The organism is Lentzea rhizosphaerae, assembly GCF_042649515.1.
Lineage (GTDB): Bacteria > Actinomycetota > Actinomycetes > Mycobacteriales > Pseudonocardiaceae > Lentzea > Lentzea aerocolonigenes.
In genome coordinates, this window is the sequence record NZ_JBHRZI010000015.1 from 613,102 (window position 1) to 635,909 (window position 22,808).

A 22,808-nucleotide genomic window follows, 5' to 3' on the forward strand; every position below is an offset into this window, starting at 1 on the left:
CCTTCCCTGCCGGAAGGACCACCCGATGGCCCGCTTCGCCCTCTTCGCCGCCGGACTCGTCGCCATCGCTCCCGCTTCCACCGCCGGCGAGCCCGCGGTGTTACAGCCAGGACTCCACCTGGGGCTCCGGCTACCAGGGCAAGTACACGATCACCGCGGGCACGACCGCGCTGACCTGTTTGGCGCGAAAAGCACGTTCTGGCCATCTATCGGCCCCAATGTCACGTTCGCGCCAAACGGGCCTGGGGAGAGCAGGTCACGTCCGGGATCTTCATCAGCTGCACCACGACCGCGGACCGGAACCAGCAGATCAACGACGCGCTGACGAGCGGCAACCCGACCCGCATCACCAACGCGGTGCACGCGGGTCTGCAGCAGAACGCGGACACCTTCCTCACCCCGGAGTCGCCCTGCGAGCCCGGACAACAGGCAGCGGTGGACGACGCCTACGCGGAATGCGCCGGCTGAGCCCGTCCTGCGAGAGCAAAGGCCGGCGCGGGTTCTTCCGTCCCCGCACCGGCCTTCGTTCATTCGTCCGGAACTTCTAGCAGGAGCCGCAGCACCCGCAGCTCGGACCCGTGCACGAGCTGCAGCAAGAACAACCACCCATGACGACCACCTCCGACGTTGAGCGATCAAGGCATCCGGACAGTAAGGGGCGCTCAACTCGGCGTGACACCACCGCCAGAGTGATTACGCTGCCACGAATGAATGGTCCTGCCGAGATGCTCGCCGCCGACAAGGCGTCCAACGCTCTGGGCATCGAGCCCGTCGAGCTGCGCGACGGCTACGCGTTGCTGCGGATGACGGTCACCGAGCTGATGATCAACGGTCACGGCATCGCGCACGGCGGTTACGTCTTCCTGCTGGCGGACACGGCGTTCGCCTGCGCCTGCAACAGGGCCGGGTCCGTCACCGTCGCCGCCACGGCGGAGATCGACTTCATCCGGCCCGTGCACGAGGGCGACGAGCTGGTGGCGGAGGCGGTGGAACGGACCCGGTTCGGCCGCAGCGGGATCTACGACATCGCGGTCAGGCGAGGGCCCGAGACCGTTGCGGAGTTCCGCGGTCGCTCGCGGACGCTGCGCGAAGACCGATGAACTGCAGCACCGCGAAGCCGATCACTGCGAGCCCCTGAGCGAGGACCAGCGCGACGCCGACGCCGGTGAGCGGGAACCACTTCAGCGCGGCCGTGAGAATGCTGTCGAGACCCCAGACCAGATTGCCGATGATGATCAGCAGCACCATTCGGCGGTCCGGAGTGGCGCGGGTGCCCAAACCGAACACGAACATCCCGTAAACCACGCAGAAAGAGCCGAGGCCGATCTGCCAGCCGAGCGGCATACCCACTTCCGGGCGGACCAGCAGGGTCAGCAGACCCAGCGCGAACGAAGCGACACCGTCGAGTTTCAAGGCGAATTTCAACATGGCCCGACCATCGCCCTCCGGACGCTGCCAGAACCACGTCAAGCGCTGCCAACTCCTGCCATCAGGTCCACCGCGACCAGGCGCGCGGCGGCGTTCTGCCAGTTGTGGAGGGTTCGCTCGGGCACCTGTGTCACGAACCACTGCAGAGCGCGCCGGTCCTCGGCGTCGAGGTCCTCGCGCTTGGTCCTGACCGAGTACGGACGAATTCCTTTGACGTAGTAGAAGTAGAGGGCGTTGTAATAACGCCATTCGTCGCTCGTGCCGAAATCGCCGTCCGCGGGCTTGAGCCGTTGAATGCTCGTGAGCAACATGCCTTTCAACTGCGCGGCCCGGTCCAGCGGCGGAGCGTCGTCGGTGAGCGCGATCAACGGGCTCGCGACGAGCTTTCCGAGATCCCCGTAGTGACTCAACGCCTTGCGCGTCAGCCGAGCGAACTCGGCCTCGTCCTCGGTGACCAACGGCCGCCTCTTCGGCAACGACTCGGCCGCCTCCCGCAACTCGGCCCGTTCAGCAGCCACCCCGGGCACCGCGAGCCGGTCGACCACGGCCGCGAGCGGGTTCGCGAGCACCTGCACCGCGATCGCCGCCGCCACGGTCGTGAACACCAGCAGCACCGGCCCGCCGAAGAAGATCACCTGCGACCCGAACAGCACCGCCGTGAACCCGGAGATCACCAGCGACCGCAGCATGTCGGCGCGGATCGCCTCCCCCTCCTCCACGGCGTCGGTGACCGCGACCAGGATCCCGAAGACCACCACGTCGAAACCGAGCGACGGCAACGTGATCGCGTCCGGCAACAGCCCCAGCAGGAACGCGCCCGCCGACAGGCCGAACATCACTCCAACGAGTGAAAAGTAAGCACGTTTCCTTATGGCTAGGACTGTCGACACGGCCAAAGGGATCAACACGATCCACGGCACCCAGACCGATGCGACGAAGAACGGTACGACCGCAACAGCCCACCACTTGATCAACTCCGGCCGGGAGAGCAACAGCACCGCACCCGTCCAGGCCAGCGCAGGTACCCCGATGAGCACGGAATGCGGCACGACGACCGCCGCCGAATAGCCGATCATCCCGACGCCCGCCCACCACAACAGCGGCTTGCGCGGATCACGGGCGAGCAGGTACAGCCCCAGCCACCAGGCGAGGCCGGAGACCAGCAGCGATAGGCCAAACACGGGTCAAAGCTAGCCCTACCTGCGAAACTAATCTTCATGCCGGTAGAGCTGACGCTCCACAAAGCGGCCGAGGAGTTGCGGCGAGGCGACCTCGCAAACGTGCTTCGCGCACGTCAGCGCGTCGCCGGACTCGTCGGCACCTACCCGCACCGGCTGGATCTGCGCGAACGCCTCGCCGAGGTCTACCGAATCCTGGGCCAGCCGGCCCAAGCGGGCCGCTGGACCTACCTCTCCGACGACCGCGACCCGGAAGAAACCCTGGCCTTCGAACGCGCCTACCGCCGAGCCGAGGCAAGACTGGTCGCCCTGAGCTGGCAGGGCCGGGTGGACGAGGCTCCCACCGAAACGGCAAGAACCCGCCTGGCCTCCCTCTACCTGGAAGCCCGAATCGAGCTCCAACGAGAACTGGACGCCACCCCACACGAGGAGACGTCCTGGGGCGCCTGCCTGATAGTCATGGTCGGCGGCACCTTCGTGGTCGTGTGCTTCCTACTGGGCATCGTGACTCTCGCCCAGTTCTTGTGGAAGCTGTTCACATGAGAACGTTGTCGCAGTACGTCCGCCGCACCCCGATCATGCGCACCACCGCAGACGGCCGCCCTCTGGTCTTCAAACTGGAGCACCTCCAGCTGACCGGCTCGTTCAAAATCCGCGGCGCAGTCACCAAACTGCTCTCCCTCAACGTCTCAGAGGTGGTAACCGCCTCAGGCGGCAACCACGGCATAGCCGTAGCCCAAGCCGCCCAACTCCTGGGCGCCCACGCCACAGTCTTCGTCCCCGTGACGGCCCCAGAAACCAAGACCTCCCGCATCGAGGCCCTGGGCGCCAAACTGATCCGCCACGGCACCACCTACGCCGAAGCCGCCACAGCGGCCCGCGATTTCGGCCTCCCCTACATCGAGGCCTACAACGACCCCGACGTGATCGCCGGCCAGTCCACGGTGACCCGGGAGATCGTCGAGGACGCGCCCGACGTCGACTCGATCATCGTGGCTGTGGGCGGTGGAGGACTGGTCGCCGGAGCCGCACTGGCCTCCGGCGGACGCCACGTCATCGCCGTAGAGCCAGAAAACTGCTGCGCGATGCACAACGCCCTCAAGGCAGGACAGCCCGTCGACTCACCCGTGAACTCGATCGCCGCAGACGCCCTCGGCGCCACCCAGGCAGGCTCAGTGCCGCTGGAAATCCTGCAACGCCACAACATCACGTCCGCACTGGTGTCCGACGAGGAAATCCTCGCGGCACGCGACCGCCTCTGGGCAGACTTCCGGCTGGCAGTAGAACCAGCCGGAGCCGCCGCCTTCGCGAGCTTCCTCAGGGGCGATGTGCCGGGCGAGCTGCCCGCCGTGATCCTGTGCGGAGCGAACTCGGAGTGGCAACCGCGCTAGCCCGCATCCGGTGCACCCTCCGGTGCAACGGCACGGCCCACATCGGCAGCTCGGCTCGGCGGGAGTCACCGCCGGGCCGAAGCACGTTCCTGATCCCCCGCAACGACCTCCGCTGCGCAACGAAGCACCGGAACGCGACACGTGCTTCAGCGACAAGCCCGTCGTAGAACGCAATGTCCGTGAACGTCACGACACGAAGCTAGACAGCACAACCAGGCACAACAACCGATTTAGCCGCAGCACGACCGACGCGCCCCTACCGGGTCGAGTCAATCGTCGCACTGGCAAGCACAAGATCGTCCCGGTAGACAGCCACAGCCTGCCCAGGAGCCACACCCTTCAACGGCTCCCGCAGCGAAACCCGCAACCCTCCGTCGACGAGCTCGGCAACAGCCGGCGCAGTCCCCCCATGCGCCCGAACCTGAGCCACACACTCAACAGGCCCGTCGAACTCGACATGAGCAACGGCAGAAGAAGCAACAATCTCAGTCACAGCAAGCTTCTCGACCGACCCAACCCGAACGTTCCCAGACACCGGCTCCAACGCCAGCACATACCGAGGCCGCCCATCAGGAGCAGGCCCGTCAATCCCAAGCCCCTTGCGCTGCCCCACAGTGAACTCATGCACCCCAGCGTGCCGCCCAAGCACCGCCCCGGTCTCATCATCGATGAGCAACCCAGGCCGAGTCTCCATCCGCCCGGCCAAGAACTTCTGCGTATCCCCATCCGGAATGAAGCAGATGTCGTGCGAGTCCGGCTTCTTGGCCACCGACAGCCCACGCGAAGCAGCCTCAACCCGAACGTCGTCCTTCACCGTGTCCCCCAACGGGAACATGGCATGCGACAGCTGCTCGGACGTCAACGAAGCCAGCACGTACGACTGGTCCTTCCCGATGTCCACCGCCCGCCGCAACTCCGGTCGCCCATCCACAACCTCAAGCCGCGCGTAGTGCCCCGTGCAAACCGCGTCAAACCCCAACGCGATCGCCTTGTCCAGCAACGCCTCGAACTTGATCCGCTCATTGCACCGCAAGCAGGGGTTAGGCGTCCGCCCAGCCGCGTACTCAGCGACGAAGTCCTCGACGACCTCTTCGGTGAACCGCTCAGCGAAGTCCCAGACGTAGAACGGAATCCCCATCAGGTCGGCAGCACGACGAGCGTCGTGCGCGTCCTCGATCGTGCAGCACCCACGGGCGCCGGTCCGCAGCGTCCCCGGCTTGGCCGACAACGCCAGGTGCACGCCCGTCACGTCGTGTCCCGCTTCGACGGCGCGTGCCGCCGCCACCGCGGAGTCGACACCACCGCTCATCGCCGCGAGGACCTTCACTGCTTGACCACCTTCCGGGAACGTCTCATGCCTGCCAGTCCTGCCGTACGCGCGCGCTCGACCACCGGGCCGATCACGGTCGCCAACTTCTCAACGTCCGCGCGGGTCGACGTATGCCCGAGCGAGAACCTCAAAGATCCACGAGCCAGCGACGGTTCCACGCCCATCGCCAGCAACACGTGCGACGGCTGCGCGACGCCGGCCGTGCACGCGGACCCTGTCGAGCACTCGACCCCGCGCGCGTCCAGCAGCATCAGCAGGCTGTCGCCCTCGCAGCCGGGGAACGTCAGGTGCGCGTTGCCGGGCAACCTGTCCACCGGGTCGCCGTTCACGATCACGTCCGGCACCACCGCGCGCACCGAGGCGATCAGCTCCTCGCGCAGCGCGACGAGTTCGGCCGCACGAGCCTCCTGCTCCTCCACCGCGATCCGCACCGCGCGGGCCAGGCCGACGATCGACGGCACGTCCAGGGTGCCGGACCGCACGTCCCGCTCCTGGCCGCCGCCGTGCAGCAACGGCGTGCACTTCACGTCACGCGCCAGCAGCAGCACACCGACGCCGTACGGGCCGCCGACCTTGTGGCCCGTCATGGTCAACGCGGACGCGCCCGAAGCAGCGAAGTCGACCGGTACCGCGCCCACGGCCTGCACGGCGTCCGTGTGGAACGGCACGCCGCGCTCACGACACACGCGTGCAATGTCGTGCACGGGGTTGATGGTGCCGACCTCGTTGTTCGCCCACATCGTCGTGACGAGCGCGACGTCGTCGTCCAGGGCGTCGGCGACGGCCTCCGCGGACACCCGGCCGAAGCGGTCGGTCGGCAGCCACGTGACGTCCGCGCCCTGCTGCTCCAGCCACTCGACGGCGTCCAGCACGGCGTGGTGCTCGACGGCGGACGCGAGCACCCGGCGCCGCTCACGGGCCCAGTAGACGCCCTTGACCGCGAGGTTGTCGCTCTCCGTGCCGCCGCCGGTGAAGAGCACCTCGGACGGCCGGGCGCCCAGGGCGTCGGCGATGTTCTCGCGGGCCTCCTCGATCGCACGCCGCGCCCGCCTGCCGGAGGTGTGCAGCGACGAGGCGTTGCCCGTGGTGGACAACGCCTCGGTCATCGCCGCGACCGCCTCCGGGTGCATGGGGGTCGTGGCAGCGTGGTCGAGATAAGCCATCAGGACTCAAGGGTAGCCCGCATGCGTGGCCCGGTCAGAACCGCTCCCACCACCGCCAACGCCGCCATCGAGAGGTTCAGCACCACCACGCCCGCGGTCGGTGCGGTGGCCACGACCACCACGCCGCCGAGTCCGATCATGGTCGCGCAGAAGAGCATGTCCGAGATCTGCAGCGCCGCGGAGTTGAACCCGCGGTCCTCCTCGGGCGACGCGGCCATCATCAGCACGCCGACGCTGGAGGTCGCCATGCCCATGCCGGCGCCCGCGATGCCCCACAGGACCGGCGTCAGCCAGGCAGGACCCCACGACGGTGCGATGAACGTCACGGCCGCCATGCCGGCCGCGGTGAACAGGAAGCCGGTCCGCACCAGGGTGTGACGCTCGATCTTCGGGTGCCGCGACGCCCACATCGACGCACCGGCCCAGCCGAGCGCGCTCAGCGTGAGCGGAATGCCCGCCGCGAGGGGCGAGTAGCCGTGCACGACGGTCAGCGTGAGCGGGACGAAGCTCTCGACCGCGAAGAACGTGCCCGCCAGCAGGCCGCGCGCGAGGATCGTCACCGGCAGGCCTCGCCGGGCGAGCAGAGTGCCCTTCGGCAACAGGATCCGCAGCGCCGGTGCCAGCAACACCAGCGCCACCGCGAGCAGCCACCACGTGCGGTGCTGCAACGCCCAGCTCAGGCTCGCCACACCGAGCCCGGCCGCCACTGCGGCGAGCGGGAGGTACTTGCGTTGCGGCGGCGTCGCGTCGTGCGGAGGCAGGCCCTTGAGCACGGGCACGAGCAGCACGATGCCGATCAGCACCAGCGGGATGATCCCGATGAACACCAGCCGCCAGGTCAGGTGCTCGGTCGCCCAGCCCGCGACCGCCGGGCCCACCAGCGACGGCACCACCCACGCCGCGGACAGCGCGCCGAACACCGCGGGCCTGTCGCTCTCGGGATAGGCGCGGGCGATCAGCACGTAGATCGCGACGATCAGGAACCCGACACCGAAACCCTGCAGCACGCGGCCGACGAGCAGGACGGTCATGGTTCCGGCCACGCCCGCGACGACCAGTCCGACGAGGAACAGCACCACGCCGATCAGGATCGGGAGCTTCGGCCCACGCCGGTCGGACAGCCGCCCGGAGAAGACAGTCGCGATGACACTCGCCGCGAGGTTCGCGAGGAACGGCCACGCGTACAGCGCCTCGCCCTTCAGCTCGCGGACCATGGTGGGCATCGCCGTGCCGACGCCCATCGCCTCGAAGGCGAACAGCGTCACCAGCAGCAGGATGCCCGTCGTGGGCCAGCGGCGGTCAGGCGACCAGAGGCGTGATGGAGCGGGGGCGGTGAGAGTCACCCGTAGATGGTGCTATCTCCAGTTCGGTCGAGGTCAAGCGGATTGATTGCTCTTCGGCAAGTTTCGCGAGCTCCCGACGCGTCGCGGCACGGCCGGGAGCGATCTCGTCGAGCACGTGGACCTCGACGACCAGGCCCTTGACCCTGAGCACGCGCTTGATCGAGTCGACGAGCGTGTCGCTGCCCACGAACGCTGGGTGCGTCGTGACGTGGCCGCCGATCCGGTACCGCAGCACGATCGGCCGCACCGGCACACCGGCGTCGAGCGCGGCCTGGAACAGCGCGGGCTTGTAGTGCCCGGACGCGAGCCCGCACCACGTCGTGCCCTCGGCGTGGATGCCGACCGCACTGCCGCCGCGCAGCGTCGCCGCCAGCTCGTCGACGGTCCGCGGCAGCTCGCGCAGGTTCTCGCGGTCCAGGTAGACCGTGCCCGCCGCGGTGATGACGGGGCCGAGGACGGGCCAGCTCCTGATGTCCTTCTTGGCCACGAGCTTGATCGGCTGCACCGAGTCGATCGCGAGCTCGTCGAGCCACGACACGTGGTTGCTCGCGACGAGCACGCCGCGTCGGGGCACCTCCTGGAACTTCCTGGCGCCGTGGATCTCCAGCCTGACGCCGAACGCCCTGAGCACGGCGTGGAACCAGAGCCGGATCGCGTTCTCCCGCTGCTTGCCCGGCAACAGCAGCGCGACCGCGATCGCCGCGCCGCACAGGAGCGCGGTGACCGCCGTGACCACCCGCCAGATCTGTCTGATCTTGCCGACCTCTTCCACCGTGCCGCCGACACAGCCGTCACCACACGGCGAAGAGGGCATCCAGGCGTGACTCATGCCGTCTCCCCCAGGAAGAACTTGAGGTAGCGCTGGTCGACGTGGTCCATGCCGAGCAGGATGAAGAGGTCCGCGACCCCGAAGTCGGCGTCGAGCGCGGGCCGTCCGCAGATCTTGGCGCCGAGCCGCAGGTAGCCCTTGAGCAGCGGCGGCATCACGGTCTTCGCAGGCCGCGCGATCGCGTCGACGTCCCACGGGTGGTGCGGCGTGACGCGGTACTGCTCGGGCGCGTAGTGCTTGGCGTGCACCGCGTCCCACACACCGGCCGCGAGGCTGCCGCCGTCCTGCAACGGGATCGAGGCGCACCCGACGAGCCACTTGTGGCCGCTCAGCAGCATGTACCGCGCGATGCCCGCCCAGACGAGGCTGACGACGGCACCGTTGCGGTGGTCGGGGTGCACGCAAGAACGTCCGGTCTCGACCGTGGTGTGGCGGATGCCGTCGAGGTTCGAGAGGTCGAACTCGCCGTCGCTGTAGAGCCGCCCGGCTTCCCGCGCGCGCTCGGGCGGCAGCATCCGGTAGCCGCCGACGATCTGGCCGGTGCGGTCGTCGCGGACCACGAGGTGGTCGCAGTGCTCGTCGAACTCGTCGACGTCGTGACCGGGCACCGCGGTGTGCAGCGTCGCGCCCATCTCGCCGGCGAACACCTCGTAGCGCAGCTTCTGCGCGGCCACGACTTCTTCGCTGTCACGGGCGACGAGGAGGGAGTAGTGAGGGGTGTCCTCGCCCTGCTGGGCGGGGGTGCTGACAAGCAGTTGCGGCTGCGTCATGCGAACCAGGGTGAAGCCGGGCAGGCGAATGACAGCAGGTCAGAACGATGACGCCTCAGTGGCAGTCGGGTTAACCCGTGGTGCGGTTGATCGTGTCCGAGTCCCACGTGACGGCGTCGTCGGCCGTGACGGGATGCGCCTCGAGCCCGGTGTCGGCCAGCACGGCGGCGACGGTTCCGGCACTGCCGCCCACGTAGGTGGTCATCATGTCGACGTCCGTGGCGACACACCACGCGTGGTCCGCGGGCCACCACAGGTTCGGGTGCAGCTGGCGATCGGGTTCCGCGACCGGCCAGCGTTCGTCGGCCAGCGGGAACGCAGCCGACGCCACCGGGCCCACGAGCAGGTGCAGACCGCGGTCGGGCACGTCGAACCGAGGCCCGGCGGTCCAGCGCCCGGCCAGGTCTCCGTAGCCCTCCCAGACCGCCAGCCAGCACCGGCCGGGAGTACCGGTGTGCCTGGTCAGCAGCGTGGCGAGGCGGGCGGCAACGGAGGTCGGCATCGCACCCAGCACCGGTTCGTCGTCCCACACCCCCGTGCGGGCGGGAAGGCTGCTGAGGTCTCTGCCCCATTTTTCGGGATTCGTCGTTTCGCCCGGCAACGGCGGATTGATCTGCCGCCACTGCGCGAGTGGATGCATGACCCGTTGGTGCGCTTCTGCTATTTCGCTCCACCGCACCCGTTCGACACCGTTTTCCGCGATTCTGCGATACGCGGGGTGAAACACGCGTGCGTAGGCCGGGAAAACCGACGGCACAATCGATCCGACCGTGCCGTCGAAGTTTCGGACACCGGCGACAACCCACGCGGAAGCGTGAGCTGTCGCCGCCGGTGCCGGCTTCGGTGCGCCGCCAACGGGACTTGTCGTCATGCCCTCATCGTCTCAGCAGTTGGTGATGCGGGCGCTGCGGCCGAATGCGTTGATCTTGCCCCGTGCCGGCCGGTAGCCGGGTGGGAAGGTGATCTCGCCACCGACCCAGCTGTCGTACACGCGGTTGTTGACGCAGGCCGTGTTGGCGTGGTTGGTCGCCTTGTTGCGACCCGTCGCCACGCTGTTGCGCGCGGACGTGCCGGCCAGCCTGCCGTCGCGGTAGATCGCACCGCGCACCGCGATCCTGGGGACGCTCGACGTGCACGTGATGTTGACGTGCACGTTCGCCCTGCGTGAGTCCGTGTGCGACTTGTGCGGGTTGTCCGTGTTGCCACGGCACGTGATCACGGCCTGTGCGCTCAGACCGTCACCGTCGGACACCGCGGTGATCTCCAGCTCGCCCGGCTGCGCGCTGTCGACGACGGACGGCGCCGCGGACTCGGCCTCCTCGGCCGCCGACGCGACCCCGGTGGTCGTGATCAGTGCCGACACGGCCAGCACGGCTGCCGCGATGAACGACGACTTCCTGTTCCCCATGGAGTGTGTTCTCCCTCAGTCTTTCCCCAGTAGCGCACCGAACAGGTGCGGATGAAGCATTGCGCGAGGAAGACACCCCAGAATTGACCCCAGTGAGCATCGCCCCCACAACAATGCAGATGCGACAATTCCGGGTCACGACGGCAAGAGGTACCGCCGAACAGTCGAATCGATCTTGCTCTGGCCCGAGTTCCGGCAACGAAAAAGGGTGTCAGGACCGAATCCTGACACCCTTTTCACAACTACGGCCTTGTTCAGCCCTTGCGCTTCTTGACCTCGCCGGTCAGCTGCGGCGCGACGTTGAACAGGTCGCCCACGACACCGAAGTCGGCGATCTCGAAGATCGGCGCCTCGGGGTCCTTGTTGACCGCGACGATCGTCTTCGAGGTCTGCATGCCCGCACGGTGCTGGATGGCACCGGAGATGCCCAGCGCCACGTACAGCTGCGGCGAGACCGTCTTACCGGTCTGGCCGACCTGGAACTGGTGCGGGTAGTAGCCGGAGTCGACCGCGGCGCGCGAGGCACCGACGGCGGCACCGAGCGAGTCGGCGAGCTCCTCGACGACGGAGAACTTCTCCGCCGAGCCGACGCCACGACCACCGGAGACGACGACCGAGGCCTCGGTCAGCTCCGGGCGGTCGCCACCGACGACGGCCTCGCGGCTGGTGACCTTCGCGGCCTTGGCGGTGTCCACCGAGATGGAGACCGACTCGTCCAGCACGGCGTCCGCGGGGGACTCCTCGGCCTCGACGCCGCCGGGGCGGACGGTGATGACCGGGGTGCCCTTGCTGACCTTCGCCTTGACGACGAACGCGCCACCGAAGACGGACTGCACGCCGGTGCCGTCGGCCTCGACGTCCACGACGTCGACCAGCCAGCCGGAGTCGATGCGCACGGCGAGCCGGCCCGCGACCTCCTTGCCCTCGACGGTCGCGGAGACGAGCACCGCGGACGCGTTCGGGGCGAGCGCGGCCAGGGCGTCGACCTTCGGGGTGGTGAGGAAGTTGACGGCGTCGTCGGACTCGACGGCGTAGACCTTCGCGGCGCCGAACTTGCCGAGCGACTCGCGGATCTTCGACGCGGTGCCGGGCGCACCCACGACCACCGCGGACGGCGTGCCGAGGCGGCGCGCTGCCGTCAGCAGCTCGTAGCTGACCTTCTTGACCTCGCCGTCGACGTGGTCGACCAGAACCAGAACTTCAGACATGACTTCCCCTCCCTCAGATGAGCTTCTGGCCGACGAGGAACTCGGCGATCTTGGATCCGCCGTCGCCACCGTCCTCGACGCGCTGACCCGCGCTGCGCGGCGGCTTCGGGGCCGCCTCCAGCACCTGGGTGTACGCGCCGGACAGGCCGACCTCGGACGCGTCGATGCCCAGGTCCGCCACCGTGACGGTGGAGACGGGCTTCTTCTTCGCGGCCATGATGCCCTTGAAGGACGGGTAACGCGGCTCGTTGATCTTCTCGGTCACGGAGACCACGGCCGGCAGCGACGCCTCGAGGAACGCAACGCCTTCGTCGGTCTCGCGCTCACCCTTGATCGTCGTGCCCTCGACGGTGACCTTGCGCAGCTGGGTGACCTGCGGCAGGCCGAGCAGCTCGGCGAGGATCGCCGGCACAGCGCCCGCGCGGCCGTCGGTCGCCTCGTTGCCCGCGATGACCAGGTCGACGTTCTCGACCGTGCCGATCGCCTTCGCCAGGACCTTCGCCGTGGCCAGCACGTCCGAACCGTGCAGCGCCTCGTCGCTCACGTGGATCGCCTTGTCGGCACCCATGGACAGCGCCTTGCGAATGGCGTCGGTGGCGCGGTCGGGACCCATGGCGATCACGGTCACCTCACCGCCGTGGGCTTCCTGCAGCTGCAGGGCCTCTTCGACGGCGCGCTCGTTGATCTCGTCGAGCACGGCATCCGCGGACTCGCGGTCAAGGGTGTGGTCGGCGTCGGTGAGCTTGCGCTCGGACCAGGTGTCAGGCACCTGCTTGACCAGGACAACAATGTTCATAGGTCCTCTTCGACCTCCTGCGGACGGGCGGCGACGCTTGCGCGGAGGACTCTAGGGACTGCGCCGCCGGGTGTTCACGACCCTGCCATCACCCGGATGTTACCCGCCAGTAGCACCCCTGCAAACGGCAGCAAGCACCCCGCTAGCGTGACAGTTGTCACCCGTTGACGACACCTTTTGAGACGTAACCCATTCGGGCGACTAGGCTGCGCCGACATGTACCGGCGAGTTGCAATCGTGACCGACTCCACGGCCTGTCTCCCGGCGCAGCTGACTGATCAACTCGGCATCGAAGTGGTCCAGATCCAGGTCCGGATCGGCGACCACACCGACGACGAGTCCCGCATCCCGGTCCCCGAGCTGGTTTCCGCCATGCGTGCCAACGTGCCCGTGGCGACGATCCCGCCCGATCCCGGGGCGTTCTTCTGGACGTACAACGAGCTGGCCGCACAGGGCGTCCGTTCGATCGTGTCGATCCACGTGTCGAGCCGACAGTCCGCGACCGTGGAAGCGGCCCGCACCGCCGCCGCCCAGGTCCGCGTGCCGGTACACGTCATCGACACCCAGACCTGCGGGATGAGCATCGGCTACGCAGTGCAAGCCGCCGCGAAGGTGGCCGAGGCGGGCGGCAACCTCGAGAGAGTGCTCGCGACCGCCCAGCGCCGGTTCGACAGATCCACCGAGCTGATCTACGTCGACACCCTCGAGTACCTGCGGCGCGGCGGCCGCATCGGTGCCGCGGCGGCGCTGGTCGGCGGCGTCCTGTCGATGAAGCCCCTGCTGACCATGGCCGACGGCCAGATCACCCCGCTGGACAAGGTGATCGGCGCCGACCGCGCGCTCAACCGGATGCTGGACATCGCGATCAAGCGCGCGGGCAACGACCCCGTCGACGTCGCCGTCGAGCACTTCGACGCGGAGGAGAAGGCCACCCGGCTGCTGCGCAAGCTCCGCAAGGGCGTGCCCAACGTCCGCCAGTTCATGTTGACGCAGGTCAGCTCGGCGATCGGCGCCCACGTGGGCCCCGGTGCGCTGGGCATCACGGTTTCGCCGGTCTGATCTTCGGGAACTCCGGGTGCTGTTGCGTCCGTTGAACTGGACGTAACGGACACCTGGAGGGACCTCAGATGGCCTCGTTCATGGACAAGATCACCAGGTTCCTGCGCAGCCCGCAGGGCCACAAGCTCCAAGCCAAGGCGCGGCAGATGGCTCAGGACCCGCGCAAGCGTGCGCAGGCCGAGCAGCTGCTGCGCAAGCTCCGCGGCAGGAAGCACTAGTTGAACAGGGCGTTGAGTTCGCCGTACTCGATGCCACCCTCGACACTGCCGTACGTGCCGCTGGTCAACAGTTCTTCGGCTGCCTTTTTTGCGACGGCGTAGGCAGCCTCGGCGACCGCTGACCCGAGACTCACCCGCGCGACGCCCGCCTTCGCCAACTCGTCGACGGCGGGCGCGCCCGGCCCCACCAGAACGTTGAGCGGCGCGTTGATGCCCTTGGCCAGCTCGGTGACGATCTCGAGGTCGGTCACGCCCGGCACGAAGATGCCGCTGGCCCCCGCCTCGAGGAAGGCCTCGGCACGGTCGAGGGTGTGCTTGAGGCGGTTCTCGGGCTCGCCGATGCCGCGCAGGTACACGTCGATCCGAGCGTTGATGTACAGGTCCGGCGCGGCCTCACGTGCCGCTTGCAGCCGTTCCTTCTGCTCCTGGACGTCCCGCAGCACGCCGCCGAGCCCGTCCTCGATGTTGACCCCGGACGCCCCCGCCTCGGTGACGGCCTTGGCGGTCGCGCCGACCTCTTCGGCTGTGTCGCCGAAGCCCGACTCGATGTCCGCCGTCACCGGAACCTCGACCGCCTTGGCGATCCTGGCGACGAGATCGATGACGAGGTCGCGGTCGACCTTGTTGCCGTCGGCCGCGCCGAGGGTCCACGCCACGCCGGCACTGGTGGTGGCGACGGCCTTGGCACCGGCGGCCTCGGCGATGAGGGCGGAGGCGACGTCCCAGGCGTTGGGGAGGGCGAGCGGGCCGGGCTGGTGGAGGGCGTGGAAGAGCGCGGTGCGGTCAGCGGCAGAAGTCATGATCGAGTGATATCAGCACGTGGCGGTGAAAGTCCGGCGAGTTTCGGACGGGAACCGAAGACTTTCGGACACTAGTTGCTGCCGGCCTTGCGGCGAACCTCTTCGAACGTGCGCAGGTAGCGCTGCCGGAAGTCCTCGCGCTCCACCCACGTCGTGTGTTCGACCGGCTGAGGCTCGGCGGGAGGAGGCAGCGTCGCCTCCACGACGACGTCAGGCTCCGGTTCGGATTCCTCGACCTCGGCAACCTCCGCCTCAACAGGCTCCGGTTCGCTCTCGACCTCAACGGCCTCCGGTTCGACCTCGACCGCCTCGGGCTCCGGCTCGGCCACCGGCTCTACCTCAGCCACGGGCTCCGGCTCCGCGACCGGCACCGCCAGCACCGAAAGCGCCGGCTCCAGCTGCGGCAGCCCCACCACCGGGTTGCGGTGGATCGGGCGCGAGTCGTAGTCGTCCTCCACCGGTTCCACGAGCGCGGGCTTCTCCACCCACGTCCGCTCTACCGGCGCGTCCGAAGGAGAAGGCGATGCGGCGTCTTCGCGGCGTCTCAGCACCACGTACATGAGGGCCGCCCCCAACGTGAAGGACAGCACGCACAAACCGAAGACGATTCCGACGGCCCCTGCCATGCGAAGGCTCCTAGCTGACGAGGACGTCGACCTGAGGTCCGAAGTCCGAGGGCGGGCCCCAGACGGGGTCCACGATCACCCGAGTGGTGATGACGCTCTCCACCCCTTGCGCGGCCAGGTAGTCCCGCACCAGGCCGGCGCGCTCCATCGCGAGCACGTCACAGCGGTGCGAGGCCGTCTCACCGTTCCACGCGTGGGAGACCAGGGTCACGGCGCCGCCGGAGACGTTGCGCAGCACGCTGGCCAGGCTCCGGCGCACGTCCTCGCCGCGGCCCACGAGGGACGCGGTGCCCGGCGCGAACGTGATGCCCTTGACGGCGTGCGACGTGAACAGGTCGCGCACGTTCTGCTGCGCGGTGGCCGCCGGCACCAGCACAGGTGCGGGCGGCTGCATCCGCTGCGGTGGCAGGGAGTCCCAGATCTGCACCGGGCCGCTGCGCACGGCCGGCACGGCGGGAGACGACGAGAGCGCCGTCTCCAGTTCCTCGCCGTACACGGAGAACCCGAACGCCGTCACCGACGCGGGCACCATCAGCGCGCCGACGACCAGCGGAACCCAGCGCTTCACGACGCGGCCACCTGTTCCGGGATGTGCACCGGCGCGACGCGGTCGGCGGCCACCGACAGGGCCGCGCGGGCTGCGGACAGCTGCGAGTGGACGACGCGACGGAGCTCGTGCAGCTCGTCGGTCCGTTCGGCGACCTCGGCCAGGCGGCGGTTCGCCTCGCGGCACGCCACCTTCACCACGAACTCCGCGCGGGCCTTCGCGAGCGCCTCCTGTTCCTGGAGGTGCTGCGCGGCCTCGTTGCGGCGGCGCGTCATGGTGAGCTCGAAGAACTGCTGGGCCTTCTCGCGCTTGCGTTCGGAGTCGGCCTCCAGCGAGTTGCACTGCAGGGCCGTCTCGCGCAGCAGCATGTCGGCGTCGGCCTGGGCCTGCGCGACCGCCTCGGTGCACTCGCGCTCGACCTCGTCGGCGCGCTGGCGGTGCTGGGCTTCGAGATCGGCGCAGCGGCGCTCCATCTCGATCTCACGGCGCTCCATCGCGGCAGCACGGGAGGCGCAGTCCTGACGGGACGCGTAGAGCTCGGACTCGGCCTCGGACCGCATCGCGGCCGCCTCGCGCTCGGCCTCGGCGCGCAACGCGGCCAGCTCGACGTCGGTGCGGGCGCGGAGGTCGTTGCACTCGCGCTCGGCCTGCAGGTGCATCTCCGCGGTCTCGTCCTCGGCGAGGCGGAGCATGCGGTGCATCCGTTCGGTGGCGCTGGCGTGCGAGCCGGAGGTCTGTTCCAGGCGTTCGATCCTGGCGCGCGCCTCCTCGAGGTCCTGACGCGTCATTTCCAGGAGCTTGCGCAAATCGGCCGCCTGCGCCAGAGCTTCGGCCCGGTCGAGACTCGTGAAGCGCAGCTGCTCCTCGAGATTCTCGATGTGCTCGATGACCTGACGTCGATGAAAACCTCGGTACACAACGTCGAAAGCGGCGTGCAGCGGAACTAGTTCCTGCTCTTTTGCACCCATGGTCACCTACTCACTCAACCAGGCTGAAGATTGTGCGAGCTTACCCACGGCCGGTACCGCCAACCAGCGTCGACAGTGGACGGAACGGGTACCTGTAACACGTGGAATAACGTCCCTTTCCTGCACAAACAAGGCAGTTTAAGATCAACTCCAAACAACGGGCAGTCACCCGATTGTGTCAAGTAGGACGCCTTTCCGAGGGGATCACTCCGCGCGTTCGCCGTGTACGGAATGCAACCATCCAGGCGTAGATCACACGAATTGCCATCGATCGGTCGTGGCTACTTCGATCACCCTTGGTTAACCTTCTCGTTCGTGCCCTCACGAGTAGCCGTCGTCACCGACTCGACCGCGTCACTCCCGACCCGTCTGGCGGAGCGGTTCAACATCATCACGGTGCCGATGCAGCTGAAGATCGGGTCCGAGCTGATCGACGAGGCCTACGTGCCGACGGACCGCCTGCTGCAGGCGATGGAGGCGCAGATCCCGATCACCACCCAGCCGCCGGCCCCGGACGCGTTCTTCTGGGCCTACCAGGACGCGTGGGCCAAGGGCGCGGAGACGATCGTGTCGGTGCACGTGACGCCGAAACTCTCCCCCGCGACGGACGCGGCGAAGGTGGCAGCGGCCAAGTCGCGCGTGCCGGTGTTCATCGTCGACTCGCACTCTTCGGGCATGACGCTCGGGTTCGCCGCGCTCGCGGCGGCGCGGATCGTGCAGACCGGCGGCAACGTCCAGCACGCGCGCAGCGTCGCCGAGCAGCGCGGGCGCGACGCCCACGTGCTGATCTACGTCGACACGCTGCAGTACCTGCGTCAGGCGGGCAGGGTCAGCGCGGCTGCGAAGCTCTTCGGCGACGCGCTCTCGGTGAAGCCGCTGCTCACCGTGGTGAACGGCGAGGTGGAGCCGTTCGACAAGGTCGTGGGCCGCGAGCGCGCGCTGGCGAAGCTCGTCGACAAGGCCGCGGCCCTGGCGTACGGGCGCGACGTGGACCTCGCGGTGGAGCACTTCGCCGCGGAGAAGGAGGGCCACCAGCTCCTCCAGCTGCTGCAGAAGCGGATCCCGCACGCGCGCGACATCGTCCTGACGCAGGTCAGCGCGGCGATCGGCGCGAACGTGGGGCCGGGCGCGCTGGCCGTGACGATCTCGCCGTTCTGATCACAGACCTGAAGACAACCCAGAAGACAACCCAGAAGACAACTCTGCGACTTCCTCCGCGAGGAGCAGTCCGGGGTCGAAGCCCATCGGCCCGAAGTGACCGGCGAGCTCCAGGGAGAGCACGCCCTGCAGACGCGTCCAGAACGACAGTGCGCGGTGCACGGTCGGCGACGACGCGGGGAGAGCGCTCGCCCATTCGCGGTTCGTGCTGAGCAGCACGTCGAACGGCGTCTTCGGCTGGTCCGACGGATCCGCGCACACCTCCAGCAGCACCGCCAGGATCTCGTTCGAGATCGCGGTGATCTCGTCGGGCGCGTGGTAGCCGGGCACCGGCGTGCCGTAGATCAGCAGGTACCGGTGCGGGTCGCTCAGAGCCCACTTCCTGATCACCGCGGCGAGCGCCACCACGGTGGTGCCGGCCTCGAACGCGGCGCGAACGGTGTCGGCGAGGCTGCGGTAGGCGTCCCGGATGAGTTCGGTGATCAGCTCGTCGCGACCGGAGTAGTACCGGTAGAGGGCCGGCCCGCTCATGCCCATCTCCTTGGCGATGGCGTTGAGCGACAACGTTGTCACCCCTGCTCCGGCGATCTGCGCCCACGCGTGCCGCTTGACCTCATCGCGCACCTGAGCCCGATAGCGCTCGCGCGGCTTCTGCACCGACTCCGCCATGGTTAGACCCTCTCACATTCGCTATTGACACTCACAGGCGCGTCAGCCTAGCTTCAACCTATCACAGTAGTTAGAGGCTATAACTACAGCGACCGCCCGTAACGAAGGGGAGACCATGTCTGTCAACATCCGCACTTCCGCTACTCCGTCGACGTCGACCCTGGTCGCGGCCTGGGCCGTTCCGGTCGTGGTGATCGGCGAGTTCGGCCTGCTCTCCGGCATTCCGATCGCCGTCGTGCTCGTCGCGAGCCTGCGCGACCGCCGTTCGACAGCACTGCGCTGGTGGGCGGGAGCCCTCGCGCTGGCCTGCGCCACCCCGCTGACGATGTGGCTCGCCGGGCCGAGCGAGGCGCCGAGCCTGTCGAAGTACATGAACCCGGCGACGACCGCGTTGCTCGCCGGAACCTCAATCGCGGCAGCCATCGCGCACCAGGTAGTTCGCAGGCGCTCTACTGGCAAGTAACCTGGCCGCGTGACCCTCCCCCTGACCGGCGAACGCACGGTGCCCGGCATCGCCGAGGAGAACTACTGGTTCCGCCGCCACGAGGCCGCATACCTGCACCTCATCGGCCACTGCGCGGACGCCGTCGTGCTGGAGGCGGGCTGCGGCGAGGGCTACGGCGCCCAGCTGATCCGCACGGTCGCGCGGCGGGTGGTCGCGCTCGACTACGACGAGCTCACCTCGCAGCACGTCGCCCGCGCGTACCCGCAGCTGAACGTGCTGCGCGGCAACCTCGCGACGCTGCCGTTGCGCGACGGCAGCGTCGACGTCGTGGCGAACCTGCAGGTCATCGAGCACCTGTGGGACCAGGAGGGGTTCCTGGCGGAGTGCCACAGGGTGCTGCGTCCCGGCGGGACGCTCATCGTGACCACCCCGAACAGACTGACGTTCTCCCCCGGTCAGGACACCCCGCTGAACCCGTTCCACACCAGGGAGCTCGCACCGTCCGAACTGGACGAGATGCTGCGCGAGGCTGGTTTCCGGGTTGACGAACTGACGGGGCTGCGTCACGGAAAGAGGCTTGACTCTCTCCTCAACGGACAGATCATCGACGCACAGGTCGAAGTCGCCCTGTCCGGTGCGCCGTGGCCGGCCGAGCTGAAGGAGGCTGTCGAGTCGGTGACGGTGGAGGACTTCGACATCACGCCCGAGGACATGGACACCAGCCTCGACCTCGTGGCCGTGGCGGTGCGCGCGTGACCCGACAGAAAACAGAAGGAACGTTCTGCCTGGTCCTGCACAGCCATCTGCCCTGGCTCGCGCACCACGGCGCGTGGCCGGTCGGCGAGGAGTGGCTCTACCAGGCGTGGGCCCACTCGTACCTGCCCGTCGTGGACATGCTGCGCCGGTTCGCGGACGAGGGCCGCTCGGACGTCCTGACGCTGGGTGTCACGCCGATCCTGGCGGCACAGCTGGACGACCCGTACTGCTTACGCGGCATGCACGACTGGCTCGGCAACTGGCACCTGCGCTCGCACTACGCGGGAGAACGGCTGCCGGAGCTGTCCACGTACGAGCACCGCGCGTCGTCCTGGGCGTTGGAGAAGTTCGAAACCCAGTGGCGCCACGGGTTCTCGCCCGTGCTCCGGTCCCTTGTGGACTCTTCGACGATCGAGCTGCTCGGCGGGCCGGCGACACACCCCTTCCAGCCGTTGCTGGACCCGAAAGTGCGGTCGTTCGCACTGCGGACCGGCCTGGACGACACCGCGTTGCGCATCGGCCGTGCGCCGGAAGGGATCTGGGCGCCGGAGTGCGGTTACTCGCCCGGCATGGAGGCGGGGTACGCGGCGGCGGGCGTGCGGCGGTTCATGGTCGACGGGCCCGCGCTGCACGGCGACACCTCGTCGGCACATCCCGTCGGATCGTCGGACGTGCTGGCGTTCGGGCGTGATCTCGAGGTCTCGTACCGGGTCTGGTCGCCGAAGGTCGGCTATCCGGGCGATGCCGCGTACCGGGATTTTCACACCTACGACCACCCCACGGGCCTGAAGCCGTCGCGGGTGACCGGCAAGCACGTGGCGCCGGAGGACAAGCGGCCCTACGACCCTCTGCTGGCACGCGAGGCCATCGATCGGCACGTCGAGGACTTCGTCGAGACCGTCGTGCGGCGGTTGCGGGCGATCGACGGCGGACTGGTCGTCGCGGCGTACGACACCGAGCTCTACGGGCACTGGTGGCACGAAGGTCCGTTGTGGCTGGAGGCCGTGCTGCGCGCGCTGCCGGAAGCGGGCGTGCGCGTGACGACGTTGCGGGGCGCGGTCGAGGCCGGACACGTGGGTGCGCCGGTCGAGCTGCCGGCGTCGTCGTGGGGCAGCGGCAAGGACTGGCGGGTGTGGGACGGCGCGCAGGTGTCGGACATCGTGTCGCTCAACGAGTCGGTGCAACGGGAACTGCTGGGCCTGGACTTCTCTTCCGAGGTGCGGGATCCGGTGCTGGACCAGGCGGTGCGCGAGGCGCTGCTGGCGTTGTCGAGCGACTGGGCCTTCATGGTCACGAAGGACTCGGCCGCCGACTACGCCCGCTACCGCGCGAAGATTCACAGCGATCGCTTCAGCGAGCTCGCGGCGTTGACGCGGAGCGGTCGTGGACGTGCGAGAGCGGCGGAACTCCGCGCGGCGGACGGCCCGTTCGGGCATCTGGACGCGCGAGGAATGAGGTAACGGGATGCGCGTGCTGATGTTGTCGTGGGAGTACCCGCCGGTGGTCGTCGGCGGACTGGGCAGGCACGTCCACGCGCTCGCGACACAGCTGGCCGCGCAGGGGCACGAGGTCGTCGTGCTCTGCCGTCAGGAGGCCGGCACCGACGCGGTCACGCACCCGACCACCGACCTGGTGAGCGAGGGCGTGCGGCTGATCCGCGTCGCCGAGGACCCCGCGCACCTGGTGTTCGAGAAGGACCTCGTGGCGTGGACGCTCGCGATGGGCCACGCGATGACCCGCGCGGGGCTCTCGCTGGGCTCGTGGCGGCCGGACGTCGTGCACGCGCACGACTGGCTCGTCACGCACCCGGCGGTGGCGCTGGCGGAGGCGTTCGGCGTGCCGCTGGTGGCCACGATCCACGCGACCGAGGCCGGACGGCACTCCGGCTGGCTGTCCCACCCGCTGAACCAGCAGGTCCACTCGGTGGAGTGGTGGCTCGCGAACCGCGCGGACTCGCTGATCACGTGCTCGTCGGCCATGCGGCGTGAGGTGGCGCATCTGTTCGATGTGGACACCGCCGACGTTTCCGTGCTGCACAACGGCATCGAGCCGGGCGGCTGGAAGGTGCGCGCGAAGGACGTCGGTGCCGCACGGCGCACATACTCACCGCACGGTGATCCGCTGCTGCTCTTCTTCGGCAGGATCGAGTGGGAGAAGGGCATCCAGGACCTGATCGCCGCGCTCCCCCGGATCCGCCGGACGTTCCGCGGCACCCGCGTCGTCGTGGCCGGTGGAGGTTCGCAGACCGAGTGGCTCAAGGAGCAGGCGCGCAAGCACCGCGTGCTGCGGGCCGTCGAGTTCGTCGGGCACCTCTCCGACAGGGCATTGGCGGCGTTGCTCACGGCCGCGAACGCCGTCGTGCTGCCGTCGCGCTACGAGCCGTTCGGGATCGTGGCCCTGGAGGCAGCGGCGGCGGGAACGCCCCTGGTCGCGTCCACCGCCGGAGGCCTCGGCGAGGTCGTCCTGGACGGCGTGACGGGTCTGTCGTTCGCCCCCGGTGACGTGGACGGTCTCGCTCGCGCCGTGCGCGACGTGCTGTCCGACCCGACCGCTGCCGCCACCCGCGCCCGCGCCGCGAAAGCCCGGCTGGCCACGGACTTCAACTGGGCGAGCATCGCGTCCGACACGGCGGAGGTCTACGCGTCCGCCGTCGTGCGCGAGCCACGCGTCCTCGGCCGGCCCAAGATCGCGACCGGAAATCTGTTCACCTAGATCCGC

Annotated in this window: 28 protein-coding genes; 11 read left to right on the forward strand and 17 right to left on the reverse strand. The window is 68.7% G+C overall.

Going from position 1 to position 22,808, the window contains the following annotated elements; translation table 11 throughout:
* Window positions 1-221 precede the first annotated feature (221 nt).
* On the reverse strand, window positions 222-389 hold the full coding sequence (locus ACFOWZ_RS19920; RefSeq protein ID WP_382374510.1) for a hypothetical protein: 168 nt from the start codon (window positions 387-389) through the stop codon (window positions 222-224).
* Between the two features lie 318 nt (window positions 390-707).
* Here ACFOWZ_RS19920 and paaI point away from each other — a divergent pair, with 318 nt between their 5' ends.
* Window positions 708-1,100, forward strand: a complete 393-nt coding sequence (gene paaI / locus ACFOWZ_RS19925; RefSeq protein ID WP_382374512.1) for a hydroxyphenylacetyl-CoA thioesterase PaaI — start codon at window positions 708-710, stop codon at window positions 1,098-1,100.
* Here the strand turns inward: paaI and ACFOWZ_RS19930 are convergent.
* The gene (locus tag ACFOWZ_RS19930; RefSeq protein ID WP_382374514.1) at window positions 1,033-1,470 is read right to left on the reverse strand and encodes a hypothetical protein; all 438 of its coding nucleotides are present in this window, start codon (window positions 1,468-1,470) and stop codon (window positions 1,033-1,035) included. The two genes, paaI and ACFOWZ_RS19930, sit on opposite strands and share 68 nt — an antisense overlap.
* Window positions 1,467-2,609 (reverse strand): hypothetical protein, encoded by a 1,143-nt coding sequence (locus ACFOWZ_RS19935; RefSeq protein ID WP_382374516.1) that lies wholly within the window; start codon window positions 2,607-2,609, stop codon window positions 1,467-1,469. The genes ACFOWZ_RS19930 and ACFOWZ_RS19935 overlap by 4 nt, the downstream gene beginning before the upstream one ends.
* A gap of 36 nt (window positions 2,610-2,645) precedes the next feature.
* Between ACFOWZ_RS19935 and ACFOWZ_RS19940 the strand changes: the two genes are divergently transcribed.
* Both ACFOWZ_RS19940 and ACFOWZ_RS19945 read left to right on the forward strand, forming a co-directional pair.
* The gene (locus ACFOWZ_RS19940) at window positions 2,646-3,149 is read left to right on the forward strand and encodes a DUF6584 family protein (protein WP_382374518.1); all 504 of its coding nucleotides are present in this window, start codon (window positions 2,646-2,648) and stop codon (window positions 3,147-3,149) included.
* Window positions 3,146-3,997, forward strand: a complete 852-nt coding sequence (locus ACFOWZ_RS19945) for a serine/threonine dehydratase (protein WP_382374520.1) — start codon at window positions 3,146-3,148, stop codon at window positions 3,995-3,997. The genes ACFOWZ_RS19940 and ACFOWZ_RS19945 overlap by 4 nt, the downstream gene beginning before the upstream one ends.
* Window positions 3,998-4,253: 256 nt before the next feature.
* On the opposite strand, the gene mnmA is transcribed toward ACFOWZ_RS19945, so the two are convergent.
* The 9 genes from mnmA to ACFOWZ_RS19990 all read right to left on the reverse strand — a co-directional run bounded on the left by mnmA (window position 4,254) and on the right by ACFOWZ_RS19990 (window position 12,844).
* The gene (mnmA, locus tag ACFOWZ_RS19950; protein WP_382374522.1) at window positions 4,254-5,324 is read right to left on the reverse strand and encodes a tRNA 2-thiouridine(34) synthase MnmA; all 1,071 of its coding nucleotides are present in this window, start codon (window positions 5,322-5,324) and stop codon (window positions 4,254-4,256) included.
* Window positions 5,321-6,490 (reverse strand): cysteine desulfurase family protein, encoded by a 1,170-nt coding sequence (locus ACFOWZ_RS19955; RefSeq protein WP_382374524.1) that lies wholly within the window; start codon window positions 6,488-6,490, stop codon window positions 5,321-5,323. The genes mnmA and ACFOWZ_RS19955 overlap by 4 nt, the downstream gene beginning before the upstream one ends.
* Window positions 6,490-7,833 (reverse strand): MFS transporter, encoded by a 1,344-nt coding sequence (locus tag ACFOWZ_RS19960; protein ID WP_382374526.1) that lies wholly within the window; start codon window positions 7,831-7,833, stop codon window positions 6,490-6,492. Before ACFOWZ_RS19960 ends, ACFOWZ_RS19955 begins: the two co-directional genes overlap by 1 nt.
* A complete protein-coding gene (locus tag ACFOWZ_RS19965; protein ID WP_382374528.1) occupies window positions 7,790-8,662 on the reverse strand; it encodes a lysophospholipid acyltransferase family protein in 873 nt (290 codons plus the stop codon). The genes ACFOWZ_RS19960 and ACFOWZ_RS19965 overlap by 44 nt, the downstream gene beginning before the upstream one ends.
* A complete protein-coding gene (locus ACFOWZ_RS19970) occupies window positions 8,659-9,432 on the reverse strand; it encodes a GNAT family N-acetyltransferase (RefSeq protein ID WP_382374530.1) in 774 nt (257 codons plus the stop codon). Before ACFOWZ_RS19970 ends, ACFOWZ_RS19965 begins: the two co-directional genes overlap by 4 nt.
* Window positions 9,433-9,502: 70 nt before the next feature.
* The gene (locus ACFOWZ_RS19975) at window positions 9,503-10,072 is read right to left on the reverse strand and encodes a hypothetical protein (protein WP_382374532.1); all 570 of its coding nucleotides are present in this window, start codon (window positions 10,070-10,072) and stop codon (window positions 9,503-9,505) included.
* Window positions 10,073-10,315: 243 nt separating this feature from the next.
* Window positions 10,316-10,840 (reverse strand): hypothetical protein, encoded by a 525-nt coding sequence (locus tag ACFOWZ_RS19980; protein WP_382374534.1) that lies wholly within the window; start codon window positions 10,838-10,840, stop codon window positions 10,316-10,318.
* Window positions 10,841-11,094: 254 nt separating this feature from the next.
* Window positions 11,095-12,048 (reverse strand): electron transfer flavoprotein subunit alpha/FixB family protein, encoded by a 954-nt coding sequence (locus ACFOWZ_RS19985; RefSeq protein ID WP_382374536.1) that lies wholly within the window; start codon window positions 12,046-12,048, stop codon window positions 11,095-11,097.
* A 13-nt stretch (window positions 12,049-12,061) separates the two neighbouring features.
* On the reverse strand, window positions 12,062-12,844 hold the full coding sequence (locus tag ACFOWZ_RS19990) for an electron transfer flavoprotein subunit beta/FixA family protein (protein ID WP_030467843.1): 783 nt from the start codon (window positions 12,842-12,844) through the stop codon (window positions 12,062-12,064).
* 216 nt (window positions 12,845-13,060) lie between these two features.
* Here ACFOWZ_RS19990 and ACFOWZ_RS19995 point away from each other — a divergent pair, with 216 nt between their 5' ends.
* Together ACFOWZ_RS19995 and ACFOWZ_RS20000 are read left to right on the forward strand one after the other, a co-directional pair.
* Window positions 13,061-13,903, forward strand: coding sequence for a DegV family protein (locus ACFOWZ_RS19995; RefSeq protein ID WP_382374538.1), 843 nt, complete (start codon window positions 13,061-13,063; stop codon window positions 13,901-13,903).
* Between the two features lie 68 nt (window positions 13,904-13,971).
* A complete protein-coding gene (locus ACFOWZ_RS20000) occupies window positions 13,972-14,121 on the forward strand; it encodes a hypothetical protein (protein ID WP_382374540.1) in 150 nt (49 codons plus the stop codon).
* Here the strand turns inward: ACFOWZ_RS20000 and ACFOWZ_RS20005 are convergent.
* From ACFOWZ_RS20005 to ACFOWZ_RS20020, 4 genes are all read right to left on the reverse strand, one after another.
* The gene (locus ACFOWZ_RS20005; protein ID WP_382374542.1) at window positions 14,118-14,921 is read right to left on the reverse strand and encodes an isocitrate lyase/PEP mutase family protein; all 804 of its coding nucleotides are present in this window, start codon (window positions 14,919-14,921) and stop codon (window positions 14,118-14,120) included. The two genes, ACFOWZ_RS20000 and ACFOWZ_RS20005, sit on opposite strands and share 4 nt — an antisense overlap.
* Before the next feature lie 71 nt (window positions 14,922-14,992).
* Window positions 14,993-15,547: a hypothetical protein gene (locus tag ACFOWZ_RS20010; RefSeq protein ID WP_382374544.1), complete on the reverse strand. Its 555-nt coding sequence runs from the start codon at window positions 15,545-15,547 to the stop codon at window positions 14,993-14,995.
* Between the two features lie 10 nt (window positions 15,548-15,557).
* On the reverse strand, window positions 15,558-16,115 hold the full coding sequence (locus tag ACFOWZ_RS20015) for a hypothetical protein (RefSeq protein WP_382374546.1): 558 nt from the start codon (window positions 16,113-16,115) through the stop codon (window positions 15,558-15,560).
* Complete coding sequence (locus tag ACFOWZ_RS20020; RefSeq protein WP_382374548.1) at window positions 16,112-16,786, reverse strand: hypothetical protein; 675 nt, start codon at window positions 16,784-16,786, stop codon at window positions 16,112-16,114. Before ACFOWZ_RS20020 ends, ACFOWZ_RS20015 begins: the two co-directional genes overlap by 4 nt.
* A 3-nt stretch (window positions 16,787-16,789) precedes the next feature.
* Here ACFOWZ_RS20020 and ACFOWZ_RS20025 point away from each other — a divergent pair, with 3 nt between their 5' ends.
* Window positions 16,790-17,041: a hypothetical protein gene (locus tag ACFOWZ_RS20025; protein ID WP_382374550.1), complete on the forward strand. Its 252-nt coding sequence runs from the start codon at window positions 16,790-16,792 to the stop codon at window positions 17,039-17,041.
* Window positions 17,042-17,377: 336 nt separating this feature from the next.
* Window positions 17,378-18,220: a DegV family protein gene (locus ACFOWZ_RS20030; RefSeq protein WP_382374552.1), complete on the forward strand. Its 843-nt coding sequence runs from the start codon at window positions 17,378-17,380 to the stop codon at window positions 18,218-18,220.
* Here the strand turns inward: ACFOWZ_RS20030 and ACFOWZ_RS20035 are convergent, their stop codons facing one another.
* Entirely contained in the window at window positions 18,221-18,889 is a 669-nt protein-coding gene (locus ACFOWZ_RS20035; protein WP_382374554.1) for a TetR/AcrR family transcriptional regulator, read from the reverse strand.
* Window positions 18,890-19,004: 115 nt separating this feature from the next.
* Between ACFOWZ_RS20035 and ACFOWZ_RS20040 the strand changes: the two genes are divergently transcribed.
* From ACFOWZ_RS20040 to ACFOWZ_RS20055, 4 genes are read left to right on the forward strand one after another with little or no spacing between them, the layout of a single operon-like run.
* Window positions 19,005-19,352 (forward strand): hypothetical protein, encoded by a 348-nt coding sequence (locus ACFOWZ_RS20040; protein ID WP_382374556.1) that lies wholly within the window; start codon window positions 19,005-19,007, stop codon window positions 19,350-19,352.
* A gap of 9 nt (window positions 19,353-19,361) precedes the next feature.
* A complete protein-coding gene (locus tag ACFOWZ_RS20045; RefSeq protein WP_382374558.1) occupies window positions 19,362-20,090 on the forward strand; it encodes a class I SAM-dependent methyltransferase in 729 nt (242 codons plus the stop codon).
* A complete protein-coding gene (locus ACFOWZ_RS20050; protein ID WP_382374560.1) occupies window positions 20,087-21,550 on the forward strand; it encodes a 1,4-alpha-glucan branching protein domain-containing protein in 1,464 nt (487 codons plus the stop codon). The genes ACFOWZ_RS20045 and ACFOWZ_RS20050 overlap by 4 nt, the downstream gene beginning before the upstream one ends.
* A 4-nt stretch (window positions 21,551-21,554) precedes the next feature.
* On the forward strand, window positions 21,555-22,802 hold the full coding sequence (locus ACFOWZ_RS20055; protein WP_382374562.1) for a glycosyltransferase family 4 protein: 1,248 nt from the start codon (window positions 21,555-21,557) through the stop codon (window positions 22,800-22,802).
* The last annotated feature ends 6 nt before the right edge of the window (window positions 22,803-22,808 follow it).